The sequence below is a fragment of the Streptomyces sp. NPDC030143 genome, from assembly GCF_055573695.1.
Genome location: NZ_JBVIAY010000040.1, coordinates 1 through 23,856, shown reverse-complemented (window position 1 = coordinate 23,856; position 23,856 = coordinate 1). Strand labels below are relative to the sequence as shown.

At 71.2% G+C, this 23,856-nt stretch carries 15 protein-coding genes and 4 pseudogenes; 9 read left to right on the top strand and 10 right to left on the bottom strand.

Translation table 11 applies throughout. The features are described from left to right. Positions 1-70: 70 nt before the first annotated feature. Entirely contained in the window at positions 71-229 is a 159-nt protein-coding gene (locus tag ACZ4YY_RS35815; RefSeq protein ID WP_468299355.1) for a hypothetical protein, read from the bottom strand. Continuing rightward, positions 226-3,081, bottom strand: a complete 2,856-nt coding sequence (locus ACZ4YY_RS35810; RefSeq protein WP_468299353.1) for a glycoside hydrolase family 3 C-terminal domain-containing protein — start codon at positions 3,079-3,081, stop codon at positions 226-228. Before ACZ4YY_RS35810 ends, ACZ4YY_RS35815 begins: the two co-directional genes overlap by 4 nt. Before the next feature lie 304 nt (positions 3,082-3,385). Between ACZ4YY_RS35810 and ACZ4YY_RS35805 the strand changes: the two genes are divergently transcribed. From ACZ4YY_RS35805 to ACZ4YY_RS35785, 5 genes and pseudogenes are all read left to right on the top strand, one after another. Next, positions 3,386-4,402, top strand: a complete 1,017-nt coding sequence (locus ACZ4YY_RS35805; RefSeq protein WP_468299351.1) for a beta-galactosidase trimerization domain-containing protein — start codon at positions 3,386-3,388, stop codon at positions 4,400-4,402. A gap of 28 nt (positions 4,403-4,430) precedes the next feature. After that, positions 4,431-6,566, top strand: coding sequence for an alpha-galactosidase (locus ACZ4YY_RS35800; protein ID WP_468299349.1), 2,136 nt, complete (start codon positions 4,431-4,433; stop codon positions 6,564-6,566). A gap of 28 nt (positions 6,567-6,594) precedes the next feature. After that, positions 6,595-6,765 (top strand): annotated as a pseudogene (locus tag ACZ4YY_RS35795) (family 43 glycosylhydrolase); the annotation flags it as partial. Positions 6,766-7,394: 629 nt separating this feature from the next. Further along, the gene (locus ACZ4YY_RS35790) at positions 7,395-8,090 is read left to right on the top strand and encodes a response regulator (RefSeq protein ID WP_468299347.1); all 696 of its coding nucleotides are present in this window, start codon (positions 7,395-7,397) and stop codon (positions 8,088-8,090) included. Continuing rightward, a complete protein-coding gene (locus tag ACZ4YY_RS35785; protein WP_468299345.1) occupies positions 8,087-9,196 on the top strand; it encodes a sensor histidine kinase in 1,110 nt (369 codons plus the stop codon). Before ACZ4YY_RS35790 ends, ACZ4YY_RS35785 begins: the two co-directional genes overlap by 4 nt. Positions 9,197-9,768: 572 nt before the next feature. Here the strand turns inward: ACZ4YY_RS35785 and ACZ4YY_RS35780 are convergent. Both ACZ4YY_RS35780 and ACZ4YY_RS35775 read right to left on the bottom strand, forming a co-directional pair. After that, the gene (locus ACZ4YY_RS35780; RefSeq protein WP_468299343.1) at positions 9,769-9,948 is read right to left on the bottom strand and encodes a hypothetical protein; all 180 of its coding nucleotides are present in this window, start codon (positions 9,946-9,948) and stop codon (positions 9,769-9,771) included. Positions 9,949-10,158: 210 nt separating this feature from the next. Next, positions 10,159-11,959: pseudogene (locus ACZ4YY_RS35775) on the bottom strand (ABC transporter ATP-binding protein). A gap of 608 nt (positions 11,960-12,567) precedes the next feature. On the opposite strand from ACZ4YY_RS35775, the gene ACZ4YY_RS35770 reads away from it, so the two are divergent. Beyond that, complete coding sequence (locus tag ACZ4YY_RS35770) at positions 12,568-13,530, top strand: DUF418 domain-containing protein (RefSeq protein ID WP_468299341.1); 963 nt, start codon at positions 12,568-12,570, stop codon at positions 13,528-13,530. Positions 13,531-13,998: 468 nt separating this feature from the next. Here the strand turns inward: ACZ4YY_RS35770 and ACZ4YY_RS35765 are convergent, their stop codons facing one another. Together ACZ4YY_RS35765 and ACZ4YY_RS35760 are read right to left on the bottom strand one after the other, a co-directional pair. Then, positions 13,999-14,886, bottom strand: coding sequence for a LysR family transcriptional regulator (locus ACZ4YY_RS35765; RefSeq protein WP_468299340.1), 888 nt, complete (start codon positions 14,884-14,886; stop codon positions 13,999-14,001). Between the two features lie 309 nt (positions 14,887-15,195). Continuing rightward, positions 15,196-16,191 (bottom strand): helix-turn-helix transcriptional regulator, encoded by a 996-nt coding sequence (locus ACZ4YY_RS35760; RefSeq protein ID WP_468299338.1) that lies wholly within the window; start codon positions 16,189-16,191, stop codon positions 15,196-15,198. A gap of 33 nt (positions 16,192-16,224) precedes the next feature. Here ACZ4YY_RS35760 and ACZ4YY_RS35755 point away from each other — a divergent pair, with 33 nt between their 5' ends. Beyond that, a complete protein-coding gene (locus ACZ4YY_RS35755) occupies positions 16,225-17,706 on the top strand; it encodes an MFS transporter (RefSeq protein ID WP_468299336.1) in 1,482 nt (493 codons plus the stop codon). A gap of 583 nt (positions 17,707-18,289) precedes the next feature. On the opposite strand, the gene ACZ4YY_RS35750 is transcribed toward ACZ4YY_RS35755, so the two are convergent. Beyond that, a complete protein-coding gene (locus ACZ4YY_RS35750) occupies positions 18,290-19,324 on the bottom strand; it encodes a helix-turn-helix domain-containing protein (protein WP_468299334.1) in 1,035 nt (344 codons plus the stop codon). A 279-nt stretch (positions 19,325-19,603) separates the two neighbouring features. Between ACZ4YY_RS35750 and ACZ4YY_RS35745 the strand changes: the two genes are divergently transcribed. Continuing rightward, positions 19,604-20,023 (top strand): hypothetical protein, encoded by a 420-nt coding sequence (locus ACZ4YY_RS35745; RefSeq protein WP_468299332.1) that lies wholly within the window; start codon positions 19,604-19,606, stop codon positions 20,021-20,023. Between the two features lie 75 nt (positions 20,024-20,098). After that, the gene (locus tag ACZ4YY_RS35740) at positions 20,099-21,094 is read left to right on the top strand and encodes a bacteriocin fulvocin C-related protein (protein ID WP_468299330.1); all 996 of its coding nucleotides are present in this window, start codon (positions 20,099-20,101) and stop codon (positions 21,092-21,094) included. A gap of 228 nt (positions 21,095-21,322) precedes the next feature. On the opposite strand, the pseudogene ACZ4YY_RS35735 reads toward ACZ4YY_RS35740, so the two are convergent. The 3 genes and pseudogenes from ACZ4YY_RS35735 to ACZ4YY_RS35725 form a co-directional block, all read right to left on the bottom strand. Further along, positions 21,323-21,731: pseudogene (locus ACZ4YY_RS35735) on the bottom strand (formate dehydrogenase accessory sulfurtransferase FdhD). A gap of 56 nt (positions 21,732-21,787) precedes the next feature. Then, a pseudogene (locus tag ACZ4YY_RS35730) lies at positions 21,788-22,042 on the bottom strand (GTP 3',8-cyclase MoaA); the annotation flags it as partial. A gap of 98 nt (positions 22,043-22,140) precedes the next feature. Next, entirely contained in the window at positions 22,141-23,523 is a 1,383-nt protein-coding gene (locus ACZ4YY_RS35725; RefSeq protein WP_468299329.1) for an L-serine ammonia-lyase, read from the bottom strand. Positions 23,524-23,856 lie beyond the last annotated feature (333 nt).

Genomic DNA, 23,856 nt, shown 5'->3' with positions numbered 1-23,856 from the left:
GCTCGCCGGTGCGTGGTGGGCGGCGCGTACCCCGATCAGGCCCTCGGCCGGGGACCAGCACTCTCCACGGTCAGCAGCGGGCTGTGAGGGTGGCCCCCCGGCGGGCGACGTGCTCGACGGGGGCGTACAGGGTCATCCGGTGCTCGTCGGTCCCGATGTCCTCGGTTTCGGTGGTGACGTGCGCGGTGCAGCCGGGGCGCATCAGCCAGTAGCCGTTCGTGAACTTCATGCGGCACCGTCCGTGGACACACCGAAGGAGAAGGAAGCGAGACGGACATCGCCCTGCAGCGTCAGCCGCAGGTCGTGCACGCCGTCATCCGGCACCGCCACGTCGGCGGTCACCGTCGTCCAGGTGTGGCGACTGCCCGTGACAGGTGGCACGAGCTCCGCCAGGAGCCGGTCTCCGGCCCGGAGTTCGAGGCGGGGTTCGCCCGGCGCCGTGCCCTCGCGTGCGATCTCCGCCTCGAAGCGGACGGCTGCGGACAGGTCGACGGAGCGGAACAGCAGCGTTCCGGGGTGGGCCGGGTCGGTCGGCGCGACCGCGTCGCCGTCGGTGCGGGTGGCGTCGACGAGGGTGATGCCGGTGTAGTCGTCGAAGTCGACGGCCACAACGCGCCGGCCGACCACCGAGCGGGGCGCGGGTGCGGGGCCGGTCACCGTCAACGGCGCGGTCAGGACGATGTGTTCGGCGGAACGGGCCACGAGGATCTGGTACGCGCCGGGGTCGACGCGGAAGGCCCCCTCGGTCACGTCCCAGTGGGCGAAGCGCTCCGCGGGCATCTGGAAGGTCAGCTTGCGGCTCTCGCCGGGTTCGAGTCGTACCTTGCGGAAGTCGGCGAGCCGCAGCTGGGGCGCTTCGTAGCGGGCGTCCAGCGCACGGACGTAGAGCTGCACGACCTCGCTCCCGGACCGTGCGCCGGTGTTCGACAGCGTGAGCGCGACGTCGAGTGTGCCGTCCTGGGGCAGCTCCGTCGTGGAAAGGCGCAGGTCGGTGTGGGTGAACTCGGTGTAGGACAGGCCGTGGCCGAAGGCGTAAAGGGGTGCGCGGCGGTGGTACTGGTAGGTCCAGCCCGCCTTGATGACGTCGTAGTCGAGGGGGTGGGGGAGCTCGTCGTCGCCGCGGTACCAGGTCTGCGGCAGCCGGCCGACGGCGTCGGCCTCGCCGAGCAGCACCGAGGCCACGGCGGCGCCTGTCTCCTGTCCGCCGTGAGACGTCCACATCACGGCGGACAGGTGTTCGTCAGCCCAGTCGAGGGCGAAGGGATAGCTGCTCATGACGACGAGCGCCGTGTCGGGGCGGACCGTCGCGACCTCGCGCAGCAGCGCCTCCTGGGTCGACGGCAGGGCGATGCCCGGACGGTCCTCGGTCTCCCGGCCGTTGATCATCGGGTGGTTGCCGAGGACGACGATCGCGACATCGGCCGCCTCGGCCGCCGCGACGGCCTCCGCCGTGCCGTCCCGCAGCAGCTCGCGCCGCCAGCGTTCCGCCTCCCGCGGGGTCTGGGCGGTGACGGCGACCCGGCCGTCGGTGGGATCGACCGTGGCGTAACGGCCGGTGTGGACGTTGCGCAGGACCACGGTGTCGGCGTCGCCGGCGGGGTCGGGCTCCAGAAAGAAGGTTTCGTCGACGAACCAGCTCTTGATCACGTCGCTGTCCGCGCCGAGTGAGTCGTCGCCCCTGCGGGTCAGATAGCGGCCGGTCTCCGCTTCCCGCAGGGTCAGCCTGCCCTCACCCCATTCCTGCACGTCGAACGCGGTCTCGCCGAGGACCTCGCCCGTGGTCCGGGAGTGCAGGGCGATCCGGTCGGCGCCCTCGACCGTGACGACGTCGTCGAGGACGGCGCGCAGGCCGGAGGCGATGCCGACCTGGTAGGGCAGGGTGCCGCTGTACCAGTCCTCGTGGAGGCGGTCGGCGAGCGGGCCGATGACGGCGACGCGCGGGGAGCGCTGCGCGGCGAGCGGCAGCAGACCGTCGTTCTTGAGCAGCACCACCGACTCGGTGGCGGCGCGCCGGGCGAGGGCGCGGTGCTCGGCTGAGTCGATCACGTCCGGGCCGATGCCCGCGTACGGGTCCAGGTCGGGGTCGAACTCGCCGAGCCTGAACCGCAGTTGAAGCTGTCGTCGGGCCGCGCGGTCGATGTCCGTCTCGTCGATGAGGCCGCGCTCCAGGGCCTCGCGCAGCCGGCCGGTCACGGTGGCGCTGTCCTCGTTCTGGTCGGTGAAGCTGTCGATGCCGGCCTTCAGCGCCGCAGCGTGACCCGCGGGATGGTCGTCGAAGTAGTGCTCCGGCTCGACCAGATTGGAGGGCGCCTCCGCGTCGCTGACGACGAACAGCTCGTGCCCGGTCGGCTCGGCCCATCGGCGCAGTTCCGTCTCCAGGAGCGGACTGACGTGGCAGGGGCGGCCGTTGACCAGGTTGTACGCGGCCATCGCCCCGGTCGCCGCGCCCGAGGCGACGACGGGCCGGAAAGCGGCCAGGTCGTACTCCTGGAGGACGCGTGGGCGCAGGCCGGAGGAGGTGACGCAGCGGTCGTCCTCGTTGTTGTAGGCGAGGAAGTGCTTGAGCACCGGAGCCGTGCGCAGGTAGGTGGGATGGTCACCGGAGAGGCCCCGGCAGTAGGCGATGCCGAGCCGTGCGGTGTGCTCCGGGTCCTCGGAGTAGCCCTCCTCGTTGCGGCCCCAGCGCGGGTCGCGCAGCAGGTTCAGCACGGGCGCCCAGGCCTGGAGGCTGTTGACGCCCACGCCGTTCGCCGTCGGACGGTGGTAGTGGAAGGCCCGCAGCTCGACCGACACGGCCTCGGCGACCTCCCGCACCAGGTCCTCGTCCCAGGTCGCGCCGAGCCCCACCGCTTGCGGAAAGACCGTCGCCACCCCGAGCCATGCGACACCGTGCAGCGCCTCCGAGCCGGTGCGGAACGCGGCGACGCCGAGGCGCTCCACGGCCGGCGCGTACTGGTGCAGCAGCGCGATCCGCTCGCCGAGCGTGAGCCGCCCGAGCAGGTCGTCGACGCGCTTGTCGATCGGCAGCGCGGGGTCACGGAACGGAAGCCGGGAGGCGGCGGACAGGGAAGGAGAACCCACGAGGCAAACCCCTAAGCAGGTTGGGTTTTCGGAGTGTTGAAGCGCTTCGACGCTGCCACCGGCTCCACGAGCTGTCAATGACCCGAAGGAAGGAAACTTTCTTAGAGTTCCCCCCTCTTGTTACGCGGGAACCAGGTCATTAACGTTCCCGACGAAGTGAAGCGCTTCGACACTCGAAGGGGGGAGGGTCGCCGCATGACCAACGAGTCGAACCGCAGAGGTTTCGTCGGGAGGACAACCGCGTCGGCAGGTGCCGCCGCACTGGCGCCGCTGCTGTCCGCGTCATGACGGAGATCGCCGTGTCGTGACCACAACTGCCCGGCGGCACGGTTACGACGTCCTGCTCGTCACCGACGAAGAGGGGGCCGAGGGTGTGCGCCGGGTCGCGGTGAGCGGGCTGACGGACGGCTTGATCCTCATGAACGTCGAACCGGACGACGGACGGAACCCCACCCTGCGCACGCAAGGCGTGCAGGCCGTGCTCACCGGCCTGCACGGCGACCCGGGCGGACCGTCCTGTGTCGACCACGACTTCGCCGCCGCCGGCGGACGAACGCGTGCTGCTTCCACCGACTCTGACGGTGTGTCAGAGCAATGCCACCGCCAAGAGCCCCGACATGAAGGATCCGTCATGACCGCGCCCAGCCTGACCGACCGCTTGGGCGGACTCGCCTTCGGCGGCGACTACAACCCCGAGCAGTGGGACGAGTCGGTATGGAAGGAGGACGACGAGGCCGAGAACCTGCGGGACTACGTCGCCGCCGGTGGGACGCTCCTCGTCCAGCATGCGAGCGGCTACGTGGACGACCGCCTGCACGCCCGGCTCGGCGGCTACCCCGCGGCACCCCTGCGCCAGGCGCTCGGCCTGCGCGTCGAGGAGTACCGCCCACCGCGCCGCGAGGAACGCGTCGACCTGTCCGACGGCTCGCACGGCTCGGTGTGGAGCGAGTCTCTGCACACCCAGGGCGCCGAGACACTCGCCGCCTACACCCGCGGCACGCTCGCCGGACGCCCGGCGATCACCCGCCACCGCTTCGGCACCGGACAGGCCTGGTACGTCTCCACCCGCCTCGACGTCGACGGTTACGGCGCCCTGGTCGCCCGGCTGCTCCGGGAGGCGGGGGTGGGCCCGGAGATGCCCGGTCTGCCGTCGCGGGTCGAGGCCGTCACCCGGCACGCCCCGGACGGCCGCCGCTGGCGCTTCCTGATCAACCACCGCACCGAACCGGTGCCGCTGCCCGAGCCCGGCCACGACCTGCTCACGAACACCACGGTGTCCGAACTGCCCGCGGGCGGCAGCGCCGTGCTCCGCCTCGTCTGAACACCCGCGACCCACTGGAAAGGCATCCATGACCAGCGCACCGCAGACCCTCCGATGGGGCCACCGGGCCCTCGAGATCGAGATCGGCGTCGGTGAGGACGGCGTCCCCCGCCTCACGCGGATCGGCCTGCCCGGCGGCACGCCCCCCGGGCGGCGCCACTGGGCCCCGCTGCCCCTGGTGGAGGTGACGGCCGCGGGCCATGGCCGCGCCTGGTCGGGCGGCCGCCTGATCGACACGTCCCTCGGCGGACGGATGCGCTACCGCGACCACCGCATCGGCCACGACGGCGACTGGCACGTGCTCTACGTCGAACTGCACGACCAGGAGACGGGGCTGGTCGCGGAGATCACGTACCGCTCGCCGGACGGGATCCCCGTGCTGCGTTCCGAGGTCGCCCTGCGCAACGACGGCGAAGCCACCCTCCACCTGGAGTCGGTCTCCTCCCTCGTGGTGGGCACGCTGGCAGACGGCCCGGACGCCATCGACGCCGCGGACCTCCTGTGGGCCGAGAACGACTGGGTCGCCGAGTGCCGCTGGCAGCGTCGTCCGATGCGGGAGACCTCACCGGTCATCGGGGACCGTGTCGTCTACGACAACGGCAAGGGCGAGTTCACCCGGACCGGCCGGGGCGTGTGGTCCAGTTGCGGCCGGCTGCCCATGGGCGGTCTGACGGACCGTCGTCTCGGGCGCACGTGGGTGTGGCAGATCGAACACAACGGGGGCGGCTGGCACTGGGAGTGCGGCGAACGCGACACGCTGGCGTACCTGGCCCTGTTCGGCCCGAACGACACCCACCACGGCTGGCGGCACCCGCTGCGGCCGGGAGCGGACTTCACCACCGTGCCGGTGGCCCTCGCGTACAGCGAAGACGGCGGCCCCGACGAGGCGTTCGCCGCGCTCACCCGCTACCGCCGCGCGATCCGCCGCCCGCACCCGGACCACGAGCGGCTCCCCGTCGTCTTCAACGACTACATGAACTGCCTGATGGGCGACCCCACCACGGAGAAGTTGCTGCCGCTGATCGACGCGGCGGCCGACGCGGGGGCGGAGTACTTCGTCATCGACGCCGGGTGGTACGACGGCGAGAACGGCGGCTGGTGGGACAGCGTGGGCACCTGGGAGCCGGCCGCCTCCCGCTTCCCCGGCGAGCGCGGGATCCACGAGGTGCTGGACCGCATCCGGGAGCGCGGCATGGTGCCGGGTCTGTGGCTGGAGCCGGAGGTGATCGGGGTCCGCAGCCCCATGGCCGAGTCCCTGCCGGACGAGGCGTTCTTCCGCCGCGACGGCGTCCGCGTCACAGAGACCGGCCGGCACCACCTGGACCTGCGCCACCCGGCCGCCCGCGCCCACCTGGACCAGGTCGTGGACCGCCTGGTCGGCGAGTGGGGCGTCGGCTACCTCAAACTCGACCACAACATCGACCCGGGCTCCGGCACGAGCGCGCATCCCGGAGAGACCCCGGCCGCCGGCCTCCTCGGGCACAACCGCGCCCAGCTGGACTGGCTCGACGGCGTCCTCGACCGTCATCCCGGCCTGGTGGTGGAGAACTGCTCCTCCGGCGGCATGCGCTGGGACTACGCGCTGCTGTCCCGGGCCCAGCTGCAGTCCACCAGCGACCAGCAGAGCCATCGGCTGTACGCACCCATCGCCGCCTCCGCCCCCTCCGCCGTCACCCCCGAGCAGGGTGCCGTCTGGGCCTACCCCGTGCCGGAGGACTCCCCGGACGAGGTGGCCTTCACGATGGTCAATGCCCTCCTCGGCCGTATCCACCTCTCCGGTCTCCCGGCAGACCTGCGACCGGACGCCCGCGCCCTGGTCCACGAGGCCGTCGCCACGTACAAGGCCATCCGCGCCGACCTCGCCCAGGCCGTGCCCGCATGGCCGCTCGGCCTGCCGGGCTGGGACGACCCGTGGCTCGCCCTGGCCCTGCACACCCCCGCCACCACCTACGTCAGCGTCTGGCGCCGCCCCGGCGCGGAGGCCGGCACCGCTCTCGCCCTGCCGCACCTGCGAGGCCGTACGGCCCGTCTCGACGTGCTGTATCCCTCCGCGAGCCCGGCCGACGCCCTCTGGAACCCCCGCACCGCCGACCTCACGGTGACGCTGCCCACGGCCCCGTCCGCGGTGCTGCTCCGTCTCGACCACACGGCGACAACTGTATGAAGAACAGGACTTGACCACGTGTCAGAGAATCAGGGGGGCTGCCGTGCGCAACCCCGTCATCCCCGGTCTCCACCCCGGCCCCAGCGTCTGCCGCGTGGGCGACGACTACCACCTGGTCTGCCCCAGCTTCGAGTACTTCCCCGGCATCCCCGTCTTCCACAGCCGCGACCTGGTGCACTGGACCCGGATCGGCAACGCTGATGCCGGTCCCCGGCACCGCACCGATCCTGGCGCCCGTGCTCGGTGCCCGTTGCTGCGACTGACCTGCTGGCGCGGTGTGTTCGTCACCCTCACACTGCCCGGTCCGGCCGTCCTGGCGGCCACCGCCGCCCTGCCGCCCCCGGAGCGACGGCACGGCGGGCCCCCGGCGACCCTGCGCACCATGCGTGATCTGGTGCGCGACCGCTCCTTCACCGGCTACCTGCTCACCGGCGGCCCCGCTTCGCCGCCCTGTTCGCCTACATCGCCGGCTCCTCCTTCGCCGTCCAGGAGATCTACGGCGCCTCCCCTCGTGCAGGACCGCGTACATGCCGACGACGGCCAGGCCGCGGGCCAGGTCCAGCCCTGTCAGCCTGCTCACGCCTGACGCTCCCTTCGAGGGCTCACCGCGCTCACGTAAAGGGGACGGTGCGTCAGCCGGCGGGGAGTTCGCGTGATGTGTCATGCCCCTCCGGCTGGAGGCCGGGCCGTCCACGGACCACTCGGCACAGGCCTGCGGTGTCCCCGCCGACCGGTGGGTGCTCCCCCGCCGTGTGGCTGGAGGTGCCGCTCGTCGGGCCGCGGGGGCTCCGTCTGGCTTTAGGGTCGATTCGGTAGGGGCCGGCCGGCATGAACGAAGGTGAGGCTGAGCGCGTGATCCGGGTAGTGGTGGTCGACGACGAGGCACTGGTCCGCTCGGGCTTCGAACTCATTCTGGGCGCGTCCGAGGACATCGAGGTCGTCGCGACCGCGAGCGGCGGCGAGGCCGTGGAGACCGTCCGGCGGGAGCGGCCGGACGTGGTGCTGCTGGACATCCGGATGCCGGACGTCGACGGGCTCACCGTTCTGCGAGAGCTGCGGGCGGGGCCGGACGCTCCGGTGGTGGCGATGCTGACGACGTTCGACGCCGACGAGTACATCCTGACCGCGTTGCACTGCGGTGCGGCCGGTTTCCTGCTCAAGGACACCGAACCGGAGCAGCTCGCCCACCTGGTGCGCACCCTGGCGGCGGGCGGTGTGGTGCTCTCCCCCAAGGCGTCGCGGACCCTGCTGCACAGTCACCCCGGCACCCAGGCCGCCGTCGACGAGGAGGCGGCACGGGTCCGGCTGCTCACCGCGCGTGAGCGTGATGTCCTGGTCCTGGTGGCGGAGGGGCTGTCGAACGCCGACATCGGTGCGCGCATCCACCTGGGTGCCGGCACGGTCAAGGACCACGTCAGCGCCATCCTCACGAAGCTGCGGGTGACGAGCCGGGTGCAGGCCGCGCTGCTGGCGCAGCGGGCCGGACTGCTCGACGAGCCCCCGCGGTCGGAGGCAGGCCGATGAGCCGCGCACGTGCCGTGTGGCAGCGGGTTCCCGCGCCGGTCATCGACATCGTCCTGGTGGCGGTGGCGGCCGTGGACGTATGGCTGAACATGTGGGAGCACACGCGCCTCGGTGTCGCGCCGGCCGCGGTCGGCTGCGCCGCGCTGGCGTTCCGGCGCCGGTTCCCGCTCGGCGTGTTCCTGCTCACCCTGCCCGTCGCGCTGATGCAGGATGTCGCCGTCGCTGTGCTCGTGGCGCTGTTCACGCTGGCCGAACGCTCCCGCGACCGCCTGCTCCTCGCGGTGTGCGTCGCCCTGTCCGCCGTCGCGAGCAGTAGTCCGTGGCCCCTGGCCGAGGTCGACCGCAGCATGACACTGGTGTTCTTCGTGTACGGCCTGGCAGCCAGCGCCGCCCCGGTCCTCTTCGGCCAGCTTCTCCAGGCACAACGGGACCTGGCGCGGCGGCTGACCGAGATCGAGGAGGCCAGGGAGCACGAGCGGACCCTGCACGCACAGGCCGTGCTCGCCCGCGAGCGCGCCCAGCTGGCCCGCGAGATGCACGACGTGGTCTCCCACCAGGTCAGCCTGATCGCCGTGCGGGCCGGGGCGTTGCAGGTCGCCGCCAAGGACGCGGACGCCAGGGAGGCCGCCCGCACGATCCGTTCGCTGAGCGTCACCACCCTCGACGAACTGCGCACCATGGTCACGCTGCTGCGCGCCTCCGGCGGCCACACCACCGAGCTGACCCCGCAGCCCACCCTGGCCGACCTGCGCAAACTGGTGGAATCCAGCGGCATTCACGTCGAGTTGTCGGGTGAGCTTCCGCCCGCCGTGGGCACACCCGCACAACGGGCCCTCTACCGCACGGTCCAGGAAGCGCTGACCAACGTCCGCAAGCACGCCCCCGGCGCCACGGCGTGCGTCGAGCTGTGGCAGGACGGCGACGCCGTCAGAGTGACCGTCGCCAACACCCCGCCCACGCGCCCCTCCCTCTCCCTCCCCGGTTCGCAGCAGGGCTTGGTCGGTCTGCGGGAACGGGCCGAGATCCTCCACGGCACGCTCGAGTCGGGGCCGACCACGGAGGGCGGCTACCGGGTGCGGCTGCGGATTCCGCTCAGCGCGGACTGACCGACCAGTGCCTGCGGCTGTCCTGCCGTGCCGCGCCGGCTCACGAGTCCGGCTCGGGCTCCAGCACTCCGCTGCGGCGACCTTCAGATGGGTGTCCTGGCCGTCGAGTCGGGCAGGACACGACCTCAGCCGGGCTGGCAACCCCGGTTCCCGCCTCGCCCGCAGATCCCTTCCGCAGAGTGCTGAGTCCTCGGTCGGTCGGCTGATCGCGTGGATCTCGCCAGCGGGCTCCCGCCGACAGCCCTGGCCTCCGACAGCGCCTGACGAGGCCGAGCAGGGTCGATACGCGGCTCAGCGACATCGGGTGCTCGTCACCGGCGTCTGGCGACCGTCGCCGCGTCACTTCAGCAGGGTGCTGACCAGAGCGACGGCCACCCCCAGGAGCGCGGGACACAGCCGATCCTGACAGCTCGCCCCCACGTGCTGCACAGGGACCGGGAGGCGAGCAGGCCCCAACACGGCAGGACGGTGTTGATGCCGGAGGCGACCTGCTCGATGCCTTCGGAGCGCCACCGGCCAAGGCCCGACTCCCACAGCAGGAGTGTGGTGGGCAGCGCCGTCGGCACCAGCGGTCATTCGGCGGGTGCGGCACGTATCACACCCCGGACGCCGGGACCGACCTGCGCGTCGCGGTGCGCGATCTGGTGGGCGTAACCATGGGCCAGGGCCGAGGCGGGGGCGGTGAACAGGACCCGGACAGCGTCGTCCATGCGCACCGCCCGGCTCACTTCGCCGAACTGCGTGCGCGGCAACGGCCGAACTCGACGAAAGGAGCCCGTACACGCCGCCGAACAGCGCATCCGGCTGGGCCGGCCGATCCCCTGCCCCAGGTCTGCGACGGATGGCTGACTCGGTGCGCATGCAGGGCCTTTCGCGGTCTTGGCTTGCGCGGGTGTCGGTGCGTGGGGTTGTCCGGCCGGGAGTGGGGCAGTGGACGACCGGACAACCCCGCGTACGGTGGGTCATCGCGCGGGGGCCAGGAACTGGGTGGCCGCCAGTTGCGCGTACAGCCGGTCCTGGTCCACCAGTTCCTCATGGGTGCCAACGGCCCGGACCCGTCCGGCGTCCATGACGACGATCCGGTCGGCGCCCGTCACCGTCGACAGACGGTGGGCCACCACCAGCACAGTGGTCTCCCGGGCCACGTCCGCGACGACGTCCCGCAGCGCCAGCTCGTTGACGGCGTCGAGCTGCGAGGTCGCCTCGTCCAACAGCAGCAGCCGGGGCTTGCGCAGCAGGGCGCGGGCGATGGCGATGCGCTGCCGCTCACCGCCCGACAGCTTCGAACCGCGGTGTCCGACCGCGGTGTCCAGGCCGTGGGGCAGACGCTCGACGAGGGTGTCGAGCTTCGCCCGGGCGAGGACGTCGCGGATGTCGTCGTCCGTCGCGCCGGGCGCCGCGAACACCAGGTTCTCCCGCAGCGTGCCGGCCAGCACCGGAGCGTCCTGCTCCACGTACCCGATGGCGGACCGTAGCTCGGGCAGGGACCAGTCCTGTACGTCCTTGCCGTCGACCAGGACCCGGCCGCCGGTGGCCTCGTAGAAGCGCTCGATGAGCGCGAAGACCGTCGACTTGCCCGCGCCCGAAGGACCGACGAAGGCCGTCATCCCGGCACCAGGTACCTCGAAACTCACCTGCTGATGGATGTACGGCAGGCCCGGACGGTAGCGGAAGGACACCTCCTCGAAGCGGACCGACGCCGGACCCGGCACCGCTGTCCCCTTCCCGGGCAGGACGCCCGTCTGCCGGGCGGGCGATTCCGTCGACAGGCGTTCCACCTGCGCGATCCGGGAGACCGCGGCCGCCCCCTCCTGACAGGAGGTCACGGCTTCGACCAGCTGGGACACCGGCTCGATCAGGTAGAAGAGGTACAACAGGAAAGCGATGAGGGTGGACACGGGAATCTCCCCGGACGCCACCCGCGCCCCGCCGACCGCGAGCACCGCCAGGAAGGCAAGCTGTACGGCGAGTTCGTCCGCCGAGCCCGCCACGGCCTCCCACTTCGCGCTCTTCACACCGTGCCGCCACGCCCGCCGTGCCGCCGCCTCCACCCGGGCGCTCTCCCGCTCCTCGGCACCGGACGCCTTCACCGTGCGAAACGCCCCGAGAGACCGCTCCAATCCGACGGAGATCTCCCCGACCGCCTCCTGCGACCGCTCGGTGGCCCGTGCGATCTGTGGCATCACCAGCGCGGCGGCCCCACCGACCAGCACGACCACGCCGAGCGTCACACCCAGCAGTACGACGTCCAGGAACGCCATCATCACGATCGCCGCCACGAAGGCGACCGCCCCGGTGGCCGCGGAGACGACCGCCTGGGTGCTGACCGTCCGCAGGAGCGTGGTGTCCGAGGTGACCCGGGACATCAGATCACCCGGCGGGATCCGCTCCCACTCCGCGATCCGCAGCCGCAACAGCCGCCCCCCCCCCCAGGGTGCGTCGCGCGGCCAGGACCACCGACTCGGCCGTCCGCTCCAGCACGTACGCGCCGAACGCCTCGACAGCCGTGCCCAGCAGCACCGGCACGGTGAGCGCGATCAGGATCCCGGTGATGGTCTCACCGGAGGCGAGCCGGTCCACCAGGGTCTTCGTGGCCAGCGGCTGCAGCAGCCCCCCGGCGGCCCCGACCAGGGCGCACAGCAGGCCGAGGGCGACACCCCACCGGTGCGGGCGGACATACGCGTACAGTGCCTCGACCGTCTCCCGGGCGGACAGGGAGGTCTCATAGGTCTCATCCGTCGTCGGGGCGGATGCGGTGTTCACGAAGTTCCTTTCTTCTGCGGTCTGCCGGGCACCGCGTCAGCGGTCCGGCGCCCCGGTGCGAGCAGGTGTCGGCTCAGTGGACGAGTCCGGCTGTGCTCGCGGCGAGGGTGTGCACCAACGCTTCGGAGACCTCCGGACGGACGACGAACAGGACGAAGGCGACCGCCGCCGGCGTCGGACCGGGAACTCCGGAAACTCGCTTCTGCCAGGGGGCGGCGTCACGGCCCGGTACCCCGCCCGATGACCCGGGAGAAGTGCCGTTCTTCGTGTCGCGCACGGTGTGTCATGCCTCCAGCCTGGAAGATCCGCCTCCCCGCGCCCATCCGGCAACTGTCGGGTACACCCCCGCCGAGTGGCTGAAGAAGACAGCCGTCCGGTCGCTCCGGACCGGCCGGGGACGACACTCCGCCGGTCGGCAGGGCGGTACCCGCCGATCGGCGGGGGCGTCACCGCGGCCTGCCGGATGGTCCGCCCCCTGCCGTCCACGCGAGGTTCTCCGTATGACACAGACACAGCCGCCGCAGGAGACGTCAGCTCTCCCGGAGGACTCGCCTCCGCCGCCCCTAACCTCCTCCGAGGCCGCCGCGCCGGCCTCGCCCGGTCCCTCGATGGGACGCCTCGTCGGGGTGGACCTGGCCCGCGCGCTGGCGGTGTTCGGCATGTACGTCGTGCACATCGGTCCCCCGCTGTCGGCCACGACCGGCGTCGCCAGCTGGGTCCGGTACCTGGCGGACGGTCACTCGTCGGTCCTGTTCGCCACCCTCGCCGGGTTCTCGCTGATGCTGCTGGCCGGCCGCCGGGAGCCGAAGACCGGCCTGGCGGGCCGGCAGGCGAAGGCACGGATCGCGATCCGCGCCGTCGTCCTGCTGGCGCTGGGCACTGTGATGGCCATGGAGTACGGGGGAGTGATCATCCTCGGCTTCTACGGGGTCTACTTCCTGCTGGCCCTGCCCCTGGTGCGACTGCGCGCCAGGACACTCGCGATCATCGCGGCCGCTCTCGCCCTGGTCACACCTCAGCTGGCGTTCGCCCTGAACTCGCTGGTGACCGACCCGATCCGGCAGAGCATCAACGCCTACGACCCGCTGCACCGGCTCAGCGACGTGGGACTGCTCGATCTGCTGCTCAGCGGCTTCTACCCGGCGCTCACCTGGATGTCGTTTGGGTCGATGCCCCCCGACAGCGGGTCGATCGACCAGCCGGCGTCGTTGCTCCTGACGGCCGGGCCGCACAGCGGCACCACGTTCGACATCATCGGCAGCATCGGAGTCGCGATCCTCGTGATCGTCGGTGCGACGGTGGCGATGGACCGCCTGCCGCGGCTCCGCCGCCTGGTCAAACCGGTCATCGCCGTGGGCACCATGTCCCTGACCGCCTACGTCGGCCACTTCCTCGCACAGTCCGCGCTGTCCCTGCCCGCCGGGACCACCACTCAGCGGTCATGGGTGCCCCTGCTCATGTTCGTCCTCGGGGCGATCGTGTTCGCCGCGGTCTGGTCCCGCTTCTTCCGGCGTGGCCCCCTGGAGTATCTGCTCAACCTCGCCACCAAGCCGGCGAGGTACATCCGATGAGACCCGACCGGGTCGGACGCCTCCACGTCCCGCCCCGGCCCTGACCGCGCCGCCCGACGGGTCGCTGCCGCCGGGCAGGAACGGTGGCTCGCGAAGTGCCGGCCGGGCACCGGCTGATCATCGGGCACTGCCTCATGGCCCGGCGGGCCTGTGCGGACGACCTGCGCGAGTACGGTGCGGGTTCACGGCGCAGCCGAACATCGGTGTCGGTGCTGCCGATGTGCCGAAGGGGTGGGGCGGAGCGGGGCGGGATCGCCCACCAGGACGTGCCGGTGGTGTCTGCTCGTGGTGCGCACCGTCTGCCTTACGGTGCTTCGCCCGCTCGGCCCGGACCATGCCGTCGAGCCGGCCGCCACGTTCCGCTGCCGCTTGCGCGAGGCACTGGACGACCGGCGGCAGCCTTCGCCACCCACCGCCTGCGGGCCGCGGGCGCACGGAGGGCCCTTGTTTCCTTATAAGCGGTGCCTATCAGCTGTGGGCGGTGGCCGAGGTCGCGGCCGTGACGAACGCGGCGGCTGCGGGCGACAGGCTGCCGCGGCGGCTGACGAGGGCGATGTCCAAGGTGGTCTCCGGCTCGATGTCCAGGACGCGGGCACCCAACCGCCGGGCGAGGTCCCGCCAGGAATCCGTGACCACCGCGAGCCCGACCCCGGCCAGTACCAGGGGCATCAGCGACACCCGGTGCCCGGTCTCGACGGCGACGCTGAACTCGATGCCCTGCTCCCGCAGGGCGTCGACGTAGGCGCGCATCCCGGTACCCGACTGCCCGACGATCAGCCGCTGTCCCGCGAGCTCCCGGCACTCCACCGCCGTCCGGTCAGCGAACGGGCCGTCGGCCGGCACCACCAGCACAAAACGCTGCCGCCCCAGAGCGTGTGAGGCGACCTCCTTGTCGGGCAGAGGACCGGCAGTCGCCAGCAGCCCCAGCTCCACGGCGCCCGTGCGCACCATGTCGATCACATCACGCGACGTGAACGCCGCGTTGATGGCCACGGAAACGCCGGGATACCGCTGGCTGAAGGCGCTCACCAAGGTCGTCAGCGGCTCCACCGCCTGCGACGGCATCGCCGCCACATCCAGGCGCCCCTCACGCAGCTCATGCACCGCCGCGACACTCGCCCGCGCCGTCTCCAGACTCCGCACGGCCTCCCGGGCAGGCTCGATCAGGGCTCTTCCGGCCTCCGTCAGCACTGCCCTGCGCCCGATGCGGTGGAACAGCTCGGAGCCGAGATCACGCTCCAGTGCCCGCACGGCCTGCGACAGCGACGGCTGCGACACGTACAGAGCCGACGCCGCACGGTTGAATCCCCCGCGATCCACGATCGCAAGGAAGTACTCCAGCTGCCGAATGTCCATACGTGCCCTCTGCCATCTCACCGACGACTCGATCGGTCCCGACCATGGTCGCGTGAAGGGTCGCCTCGTACCGCTGTCGTACAGCGAATCAGCTGCCGCCGACTCCAGGTCGGCGGCCGCCCCGCTTCTTCTTGCTCGGCAACAACGGTTCCAGGACCGTGCACTGCCCGTCAGATTTCCGCCGCGCCACGAAGCAAGCTCATCTCACATCCAAGATCTACTTCCGATGCGCGCACCAACCGGTCGTTCAACCGGTGGCGTTGTCACCTATCGTGCAACAGTCCCCGGCCTCGACACATCCCGGTGAACTCACGTACACCTGAGTCCCTCGTCGATGCGGGTGCGCAGGGAGCGCAGCGCCTGCCTGAGCTCTTCCGGTTCGATGTCTGTGACGTCAGCGTCGAAAGTCAGGAGCAGTCCTGCCAGCCCTGCCCAGGACCACGCACCGAGCGTGAGTCGGCAGCTGGAGTCGGTGTCGTGCTCGACCGTCGACCCGCCGGGGGCGAAGCGGGCGACAACGGGCGCAGGTAGAGCGATGAGCACCGACCCGTGACATGGCCATTCCGCCAGGGTGTCGCCGCGGTCGTGCGTGCTCATGACGAATGCGACCGGATCGCCGTGCGGGACGTCGCGGCGGTCGAAGGTCTTCCCCGTGGGCATGCGTGGTTCGAGACGGTCGACGCGCATCGCGCGCCATCGGTCCGCGTCCGGTTCGAACGCGACGAGGTACCACCGTGCCGCCCACACGACGAGGTCGTGCGGTTCCAGCGTGAGCGTGGCCGGTTCGTCCTCGGGGGTGTAGTCCACACGAATGATGTGCTGTCGGTTGATCGCGCCGCCGATGACGCGGATGACCTCGGCGTCGATGGGTGCTGCGGGGAATTCCCAGTAGTTGCGCGCGGCGGAGACGCAGAACGACTCGGTGCGGATGCGGCTACGCGCAGGCATCGCTTGCTGCAGCGTGGCGAGGGCGCGTGCCGAGTTCTCGCGGATGCCGGAGAGGATCGCGGGGACGGTCTGGAGCGCGACGGCCGCGGCGACCGCCTGATCCTCGTCGAAGACGACGGGCGGCAAGCGGGTGGCGCCGCCGAGCCGGTAACCTCCGCCCGCTCCGCGCACGGCCTCGATCTCGTACCCGAGCTCTCTGAGCGTGTCGATGTCGCGCCGCACGGTCCGAAGGGAGACTCCGAGCCTTTCGGCGAGCTCCGCGGCGGTCAGAGTGGCGCCGATACCGAAGATCGACAGCAGCCGGAGTGTTCGCGCGGAGGTCACAGCCATCGTCCCACCCTGCCGGAAAGCGGTCACTCCGTGGCAACTATATCTGTGACCCTGGCCGGCATGACCGCTTCCCAGACCCCCCGAGAGGCCACACGCGCCTCCGACGCTCCGCCCACACTCATCTCCGGCACGGGCGCGAACGTGGCGCTCCTGGTCGTGCTGTTCAGCTCCTTCATGGACCTCGTCGACGCGACGATCGTCACCGTCGCGGCCCCGGCGATGGCCCGTGACATGGGAGCCGACGACGCTCAGATCCAGTGGACGATCGCCGCCTACACCCTCGCCCTGGGCGCGGGACTGATCACCGGCGGACGGCTCGGTGACCAGTACGGCCGCAAGCGCCTGTTCATGATCGGGCTGGCCGGGTTCATGGTCACCTCCGCGCTCTGCGCGCTCGCCGTCACTCCGGGAATGCTCATCGGCATGCGCGCCGCGCAAGGACTGGCCGCGGGGGTCATGGTTCCGCAGGTGTTCGGCGTGATCCGAGCGTCGTTCGCTCCGGCAGAGCGCGCCAAGGCATTCGGCGCTTACGGGGCTGTCCAGGGGCTCGCCTCGGTCGCGGGCCCGCTGCTGGGCGGACTTCTCGTCGAGGCCGACCTGTTCGATCTGGGATGGCGCACCATCTTCTGGATCAACGTCCCCATCTCGATCATCGCCCTCGTCGTCGGGGCGAAGGTCTTGCCGGAGTCCCGTTCCGCCTCTACCGCGCGACTGGACCTCGTGGGTGCGCTTCTCGCGGCCTCGGGCATCCTGCTCCTCCTGCTGCCGATCATCCAGAGCGAGGCATGGGGATGGACCGCCGGCTGCTACGCCCTCCTGACGGCCGGAATCATCATGCTCACGATCTTCCTCGCATACGAGCGCAGCCTCGCCGGACGAGGGGGCGAACCCGCCTTCGACCCGAACCTGCTCAGAATCCGCGCTTTCTCCATCGGGCTGATCGCATCCGTGCTCTTCTTCGGCGGTATCGGATCGTTCTTCCTCACCCTGTCGGTCTACCTTCAGGTCGGCACCGGCCGGACCGCGTGGGAGACCGGCTTGGTGATCTTGCCCTATGCCCTCGGCTCGATCCTCACCTCAGGACTCGGCGTCGCTCTCGCCGCGAAGGCAGGCAGAGCCCTGTTGATCACCGGCTCGCTCACCATCGCGGCTTCTCAGCTCGTGCTCTGGGCCGTCATCAGGGACGGCAGCGAGCCGGGATACTGGCTCCTCGCGCTCGCACTGTTCATCGGCGGCCTCGGACTCGGATTGGCCGCACCCGTTCTCGTCAACGTCGTGCTCGCCGGTGTCCCCGGACGCAATGCGGGCGCGGCGGGCGGCGTCCTGTCCACCGTCAACCAGATCGGCGGCGCCATCGGCATCGCCGTTCTCGGCACGATCTTCTTCACCGCCGTCACCGAATCGACGACCGATGCACCGGGACTGGCCGACTACAGTCACGCGCTCAGCATCGTCCTCGTCGCCTCCGCGGTGCTCTACCTCGTAGCGGGACTCGTGATGCTCGCGCTCCCGAAGACCGCGGCCGACCACGTCGACCAGTGAACCCATGCGGGAGAACAGGCGCGCCGCTTGTCCGGTGGACTCGGTCACGAGTCCGGGCAACCTCCAGCTCGCGGGCCGGCGTGTTCGCAGTCAGCCGACCACGCTGACGCAGCAGCAACAGGGGTGGCACCGACCACCACGATGCTCGGGGTGACACGGCCGGCGATCCCGGACAGATGGTCGAGCTCCAGGGGGCCGCCGTCGCGTGACGCGACCTCGCCGCCTCCGCCGCTCTCGTGCCGGTCGAACCGGCACGAGCAGCAGGCAGGTGGGTCATGCCGGTGATCGGAAGACGGCCACACGCATCACCCCTCGGTCAGGGCCAGGGTGCCCGCGATCCGCCGCGCTGGAGTACGCCACCGACAGCATGCGCATCAGCGGTGTCGCCCCCGCCGCCATCAAGACCGAATCCTCAGCACCGCGATCGGGGCCGGCACCCGGGACGAGGCCACCATCGCCGCCCTCCGGCCGGTCAACCGGGCTCGCGCGCCCGTTGCAGGGTGGGTTCACGCACGCTCGCCGACCTCGTGCTGTGGAGACCGAACGCTCCACCTGTTCCACGGCGTCCAGCGCGTGGTGGAGCTCACGGACCAGCCGACGGCTCCGCGTGGCCGCGTCCGGCGGCAACGGTTGCCGGCGGAGGGGTCAGTTCGATCAGGAAGTCCTGGTCGGCGGCGCCGGAACAGCGGCCCTGGACGACTTCCGTTCCGCTCGCGGTGTCCTGGTCACGCAGGCTCAGACACCAGTCGGTGCTGATCGGACGGATGCGGAAGTGGCTGGCCGCCGACGGGCCGAAGGGCTCGATGCGGAACTGCTGGGCCCGGTTGGTGTCGGCGCAGTCGTCGCGGGGCTCGAGCAGGTTCCGGCCCGAACCCGTCAGCAGGACCGTCAGGCAGCCGATGCCGTACTTCGGGTGGTGCCACTGGATCTGTACGAGGTCCTTGCCCACGGGTTCGAGGAAAACCTGGGGTACGACGGCATGGGCGCAGGGTCGTTGAGCGGCGACGGCGGTCTCGTAGCGGCCGGTGCGATCCCTGCCTTCGGTCACGCACAGCTCGGGTGTGCGTGCGGGATGGATGCGGGCCCAACTGCCCACGGCCAGCATGCGCAGCCCTGTCACCGGAAGTGCGGGCAGATCGGGCGACGGAGACACGTCGCGAACCAGACTGCAAGCCCCAAGTGTGCCGACGGCACCGATGGCCGCGGCGCCGAGCAGGCCGACCGCCCGGCGCCACCATCGCGGGGCGTGCGTCGGGACGGACTCACTGCCCACGGACGCCTCACCCTTGGCGCCGGCGAGCGCATGGGTGGGTGCGGGCTCGCCGGCGGCAATTCGGCGGTGCGCCTGGAGCCACTGACGCGTCTCCTCCTCGCCGAGCCCGCAGGCCCGGGCGAACGTGTCGACGAACCGTTCGCGGGGCAGGGTCGCGCGGCCGAGTGTGGTCGCCACGGTGCTGGCGGGCAGGTTGTCGGCCAGTGCCGTGGCCTTGCTCTCGAGCTGCCGGTAGGTGAGTCCGGACCAGATCCGCAACGCGCGCAGCGCCGCGACGAACTCCGCGGAAGTGCCGGCCTGTTCGGGCCGCGGCGGCTCGGGGCAGGCCCTGTCCGTCTTGGTCATGATCCCAGCATGGATCAGCGAGCGGTGACCGGACGACTGGGAAATCAGCCCTGTTCGAACGCGTTCGGAACACGAAGAAGCACTGTTCCGAACGGACGTGAACGCCGCTTCTCCTTGTCGGCTCCCCGGCCGTGTGGCCATCCTCGATCTCGGCCGACCACCGGGGGCAAGGCGGCAGCGACCCGCCCAGGTGCGAACACCGCGGGCGTCCGTCACCGCCGCGGAGACTCCGGCCTCGGCTGATCGGACTTCCCTCACTTCCTCACCGAAGGAGACAAGATGCGGCTGCGCAGAATCGGTACCGCCGCCGGAGTCGTCATGTCCGCGATGGCCGTTGCCGTCCTCACCGGCGGCACAGCTCACGCGGCCACGTACTCGATCCAGTCGGGATACTCGTCACCGGGCGGCTACGGCAGGGCCGAAGTGTCGATGTCGGGCGGCTCGTACAAGCTGGTGGCCTGCGACCTGGGTCCGGCCGATGGCAACCGCGCCGTCGCGTCCATATGGAACAACAGCACGGGCTTCTACGACTACCGGCACGCCGCGAGTGGCAGCGGGGTGTGCGTGACGGAGGGATGGGAGTACCTCCCCAGCCCGACGCCGGGGACCTACTACCTCGAGATATGCCTGCGCAACGGGGCCAGTGGAGCCGACTTCGCCTGTAGGACCACGTCGTTCTACTACAACGGCCTCGGGTAGGGCCCGGACGGCAAGCCCGGCAGGCCCGGCAGGTCAGGCCGGGCCTGCCGCTCCATCTACGAAGCAGAGGGAGAGATGACCAGAACGGTTTGTCGCTGGATCCTCGCCTTCGACGCCTCCTGCGCCCTGTGCGAAGAAGTGTCGCGGCGGGTCGAACGGGCATCGGCGGGGCGCCTGGAGATCCTGCCGCTCGGGCATCGTGACGTACGGCGGTGGCGCGAGCAGGCCTTGGGCCGAGCCACTTCCTGGGCGCCCACCCTGCTCAAGGTCGAGGGCACACGTGTGCGGGCCTGGACCGGTGTCCGTATGGGTTCCCGGCTGGCCGTGCGGCTGGGGCCTCGCCGGACTGTGCTGGTGCTGCGTGCGCTCGGTGATCCGGAGCGGGGCGGGCCTGCAGACGGCGACCAGGTCGAGGGCACCCGCATCGGGCGGCGGGGGCTGTTCCGGCTGGGCGCCGGGGCAGGGGTCGCGGCAGCTCTGTTACTGAACGGCAAGGTGCCGGCGTTCGCAGCCGAGTCCAGGGAGCTGGCCGCCGGACGGAGCTGGGCCCGGGCGAACCAGACTCCGCGCGTCGGTCAGTACGACGAGCTGGCCGGGATCTCCGCGGCCCACAGGCCGGCCGTGTTCGCCGCCCTGTCACCGAGCGTCCGGAGCAGCCTCTGGGTCGAGCAGGTGAACCGCTACCGGCGAGCGCACTCCCACCTGTCGGCCCAGCAGGCACGTGTGCTGGACGAGTTCGAGGCGATCGTCGCGGATGAGGCGACCTACACCCGCGAGGACGCCACCATCCAGGCCCGGATGAAGGCGATCGAGGAGAGGGGCATCGCCGCGTTCGGGCGCAGCGAGGCGTGCGGCCTCATGTCGACGCTCGGCTCCCTCGGCATCGCCGAGAGCCGTACCACCGCCACCGCCACCGCCACCGCCAGCGTCGGATCCGCGCCGGCCGCGACGTGCCAGTGCAACGTCGGAAGTGCCTGCTCCCCCGGCTGCAACTTCTTCTGCGCCTGCACTACGGGTTGGGGATGTGGCTGCGGCTGGATCTGGACCTGCAACGGCACGTACTGCGCCTGAGGGACGCAGGGGGTGGCGCAGCCCGCGCTGGGCCCGGCCTGGAGGAACGGCTCCCGGCCGACGTCCGGCGCGGGCTGCGCCACACCCGAGTCGCCCCCGGTCACACAATGAGGTGGACACGACCGTGGGACGGAAGTCGTCCGTGCCGGGTGACGACCGGGGCGGGTCGGCGACGTGCTGCCGTGGGTACGGCGTGCCGGAACCCTTCGGGCCGGGTCGCGTAGTGGCTCACCTCGCCGGCCCTCCGGTCAGGGCCCCGGCAGGCAGGTCGAGGCGCTGTTCGCCCACGTACACGTTCATGGAGCCGCCGCGCAGGAAGCCGACGAGGGTGAGTCCCGTCTCCGCCGCCAGGTCCACCGCGAGGGAGGATGGTGCCGAGACCGCCGCCAGCAGCGGGATGCCCGCCATGACCGCCTTCTGCGCCAGCTCGAAGGACGCCCGCCCGGAGGACGCCCTCGCTCACCAGGAAGCCGGCGGCGAGCGCGAAGTCGTCGCCGGGTGTGCGCATCGTGATCGCCAGCGGCTTGCCGCCCAACCGGATCTCCAGTGGCTCCTCCGCGACGAGCGTGTCCGGGCGCGTGCTCAGCGCACCGTCCCGGATCCGCAGTACACGCCGCCGCGCGGTGACCCGTCCCATGGCCTCACTCCCACTTCTGTCCGTGGACATCGATCGCTTCCGCCTCTGGGGCGTCGGCCCCTTGTGGCCCAGATCGGCCGGCCGGGCTGCCGGAAGGACGGCCCCTCGAGGCCGGAGCCGGCCTTCTTCCCCCCACATCGCGCGCCTCCACAGCCCCGCGATCTCCGCGTCCTGCGCCACGGAGTGCAGCGCTCCGCGCAGGTCGGACTCCTCCCGCGCGAACAGGCAGGTCCGCACTGACCCTCGGCGGTGGGCGGGGCGCGTTCGCGGGCACGGCAGAAGGGGCGGGCGACGGAGGCGGTGACGCCGACTGGGACTCGTGGCTCCAGGGCGACCGCGGTGTGCTGAGGCGGGACCGAAGGGATCGATGCGCATGGCTGCGGCCCCTTCTCCTGTTCCCTCCGCCTCCTCAGCATTCGATGACGTTGACGGCGAGTCCCCCGCGGGCGGTCTCCTTGTACTTGACCTTCATGTCGGCGCCGGTCTCCTTCATGGTCTTGATGACCTTGTCGAGGGAGACGTGGTGGCGACCGTCGCCGCGCATCGCCATCCGGGCGGCGGTCACGGCCTTGACGGCGGCCATGCCGTTGCGTTCGATGCAGGGGATCTGGACGAGACCGCCGACCGGGTCGCAGGTCAGGCCGAGGTTGTGCTCCATGCCGATCTCGGCGGCGTTCTCGACCTGCTCGGGAGTACCGCCGAGGACCTCGGCGAGACCACCGGCGGCCATGGAGCAGGCCGAGCCGACCTCGCCCTGGCAGCCGACCTCGGCGCCGGAGATGGAGGCGTTCTCCTTGAAGAGCATGCCGATCGCGCCCGCCGCGAGCAGGAAGCGGACGATGCCGTCCTCGTCGGCGCCTGGCACGAAGGCGCGGTAGTAGTGCAGTACGGCGGGGATGATGCCCGCCGCGCCGTTCGTCGGGGCGGTGACGACCCGGCCGCCCGCGGCGTTCTCCTCGTTCACGGCCATCGCGTAGAGCGTCACCCATTCCATGGCGCGAGCCGCCGGATCGCCCTCGCTGCGCAGCGCCCGGGCCGCTGCCGCGGCCCGGCGACGGACCTTCAGTCCGCCCGGGAGGATGCCCTCGCGGCCCAGCCCCCGTGAGACACACGCCTCCATGACCCGCCAGATCTCCAGCAGGCCTGCGCGGATCTCCTGCTCGGTGCGCCAGGCCTTCTCGTTCTCCAGCATCAGCGCGGAGATGGACAGTCCGGTGTCCCGGGCGAGCCGCAGCAGTTCATCGCCGGTACCGAACCGGTAGGCGGGCACCGTGTCGTCGGGCTGGATCCGGTCCGCGCCGACCGCGTCCTCGTCGACCACGAATCCGCCGCCCACGGAGTAGTACGTCTTCTCCAGCAGCGGTACGCCGTCGGCGTCGTACGCGAAGAGCATCATGCCGTTGGCGTGGTAAGGCAGCGAGCGCCGGCGGTGCAGGACCAACTGCGTCGAGGTGTCGAAGTCGATCTCGTGGGCCGGGCCGATCTCGGCCCCGAGAAGGCGGATGCGTCCCGTGCTGCGGATCCGCTCGACCTCCAGGTCGGCCTGGGCGACGTCGACCGTGTGCGGCTCGTTGCCCTCCAGGCCGAGCAGGACCGCCTTGGGGGTGCCGTGGCCGTGGCCGGTGGCGCCGAGGGAGCCGAACAGCTCCGCCCTGACCGCGGCGGTCTGGGCGAGCACGCCGTCCTGCTTCAGCCTGGCGACGAACATCCCGGAGGCGCGCATCGGGCCGACCGTGTGCGAGCTGGACGGGCCGATGCCTATGGAGAACAGGTCGAAGACGCTGATTGCCACGCCATACTCCGTTTGTCGATGAGGGCGTGCCGAGTGGTCACGGGCACGCCCCTGCGGGAGGTCGTCACGTACAGCTCCGAACAAGATGGGGAGGCCGATCGGATCGCGGCGTTCCGGTGCGTGCGATCGCAAGGCGCCGGAAGCTCCTCGTAGCGGAGCCACCAGGGGCTTTCGGCAGCACGCCGAGCGTGCGTGCCAGGCGTCGCCAGCCGGGCTCCCCTTTCGGTCGGAGCTCTCACAGGCCGGGGTAGAGCGGGTGCTTCGCGACCAGGGCGGCCACCCGGGCCTTGAGCGCCTCCACGTCGTAGGACGGCTTCAGCGCCGCGGCGATCA

Excerpts from the sequence above, each read along its gene's own strand:
- ACZ4YY_RS35750 (WP_468299334.1), bottom strand. The coding sequence starts at position 19,324 with ATGACCAAGACGGACAGGGCCTGCCCCGAGCCGCCGCGGCCCGAACAG.
- ACZ4YY_RS35800 (WP_468299349.1), top strand. The coding sequence starts at position 4,431 with ATGACCAGCGCACCGCAGACCCTCCGATGGGGCCACCGGGCCCTCGAG.
- ACZ4YY_RS35740 (WP_468299330.1), top strand. The coding sequence starts at position 20,099 with ATGACCAGAACGGTTTGTCGCTGGATCCTCGCCTTCGACGCCTCCTGC.
- ACZ4YY_RS35755 (WP_468299336.1), top strand. The coding sequence starts at position 16,225 with ATGACCGCTTCCCAGACCCCCCGAGAGGCCACACGCGCCTCCGACGCT.
- ACZ4YY_RS35745 (WP_468299332.1), top strand. The coding sequence starts at position 19,604 with ATGCGGCTGCGCAGAATCGGTACCGCCGCCGGAGTCGTCATGTCCGCG.
- ACZ4YY_RS35770 (WP_468299341.1), top strand. The coding sequence starts at position 12,568 with ATGGGACGCCTCGTCGGGGTGGACCTGGCCCGCGCGCTGGCGGTGTTC.
- ACZ4YY_RS35765 (WP_468299340.1), bottom strand. The coding sequence starts at position 14,886 with ATGGACATTCGGCAGCTGGAGTACTTCCTTGCGATCGTGGATCGCGGG.
- ACZ4YY_RS35790 (WP_468299347.1), top strand. The coding sequence starts at position 7,395 with ATGAACGAAGGTGAGGCTGAGCGCGTGATCCGGGTAGTGGTGGTCGAC.
- ACZ4YY_RS35815 (WP_468299355.1), bottom strand. The coding sequence starts at position 229 with ATGAAGTTCACGAACGGCTACTGGCTGATGCGCCCCGGCTGCACCGCG.
- ACZ4YY_RS35785 (WP_468299345.1), top strand. The coding sequence starts at position 8,087 with ATGAGCCGCGCACGTGCCGTGTGGCAGCGGGTTCCCGCGCCGGTCATC.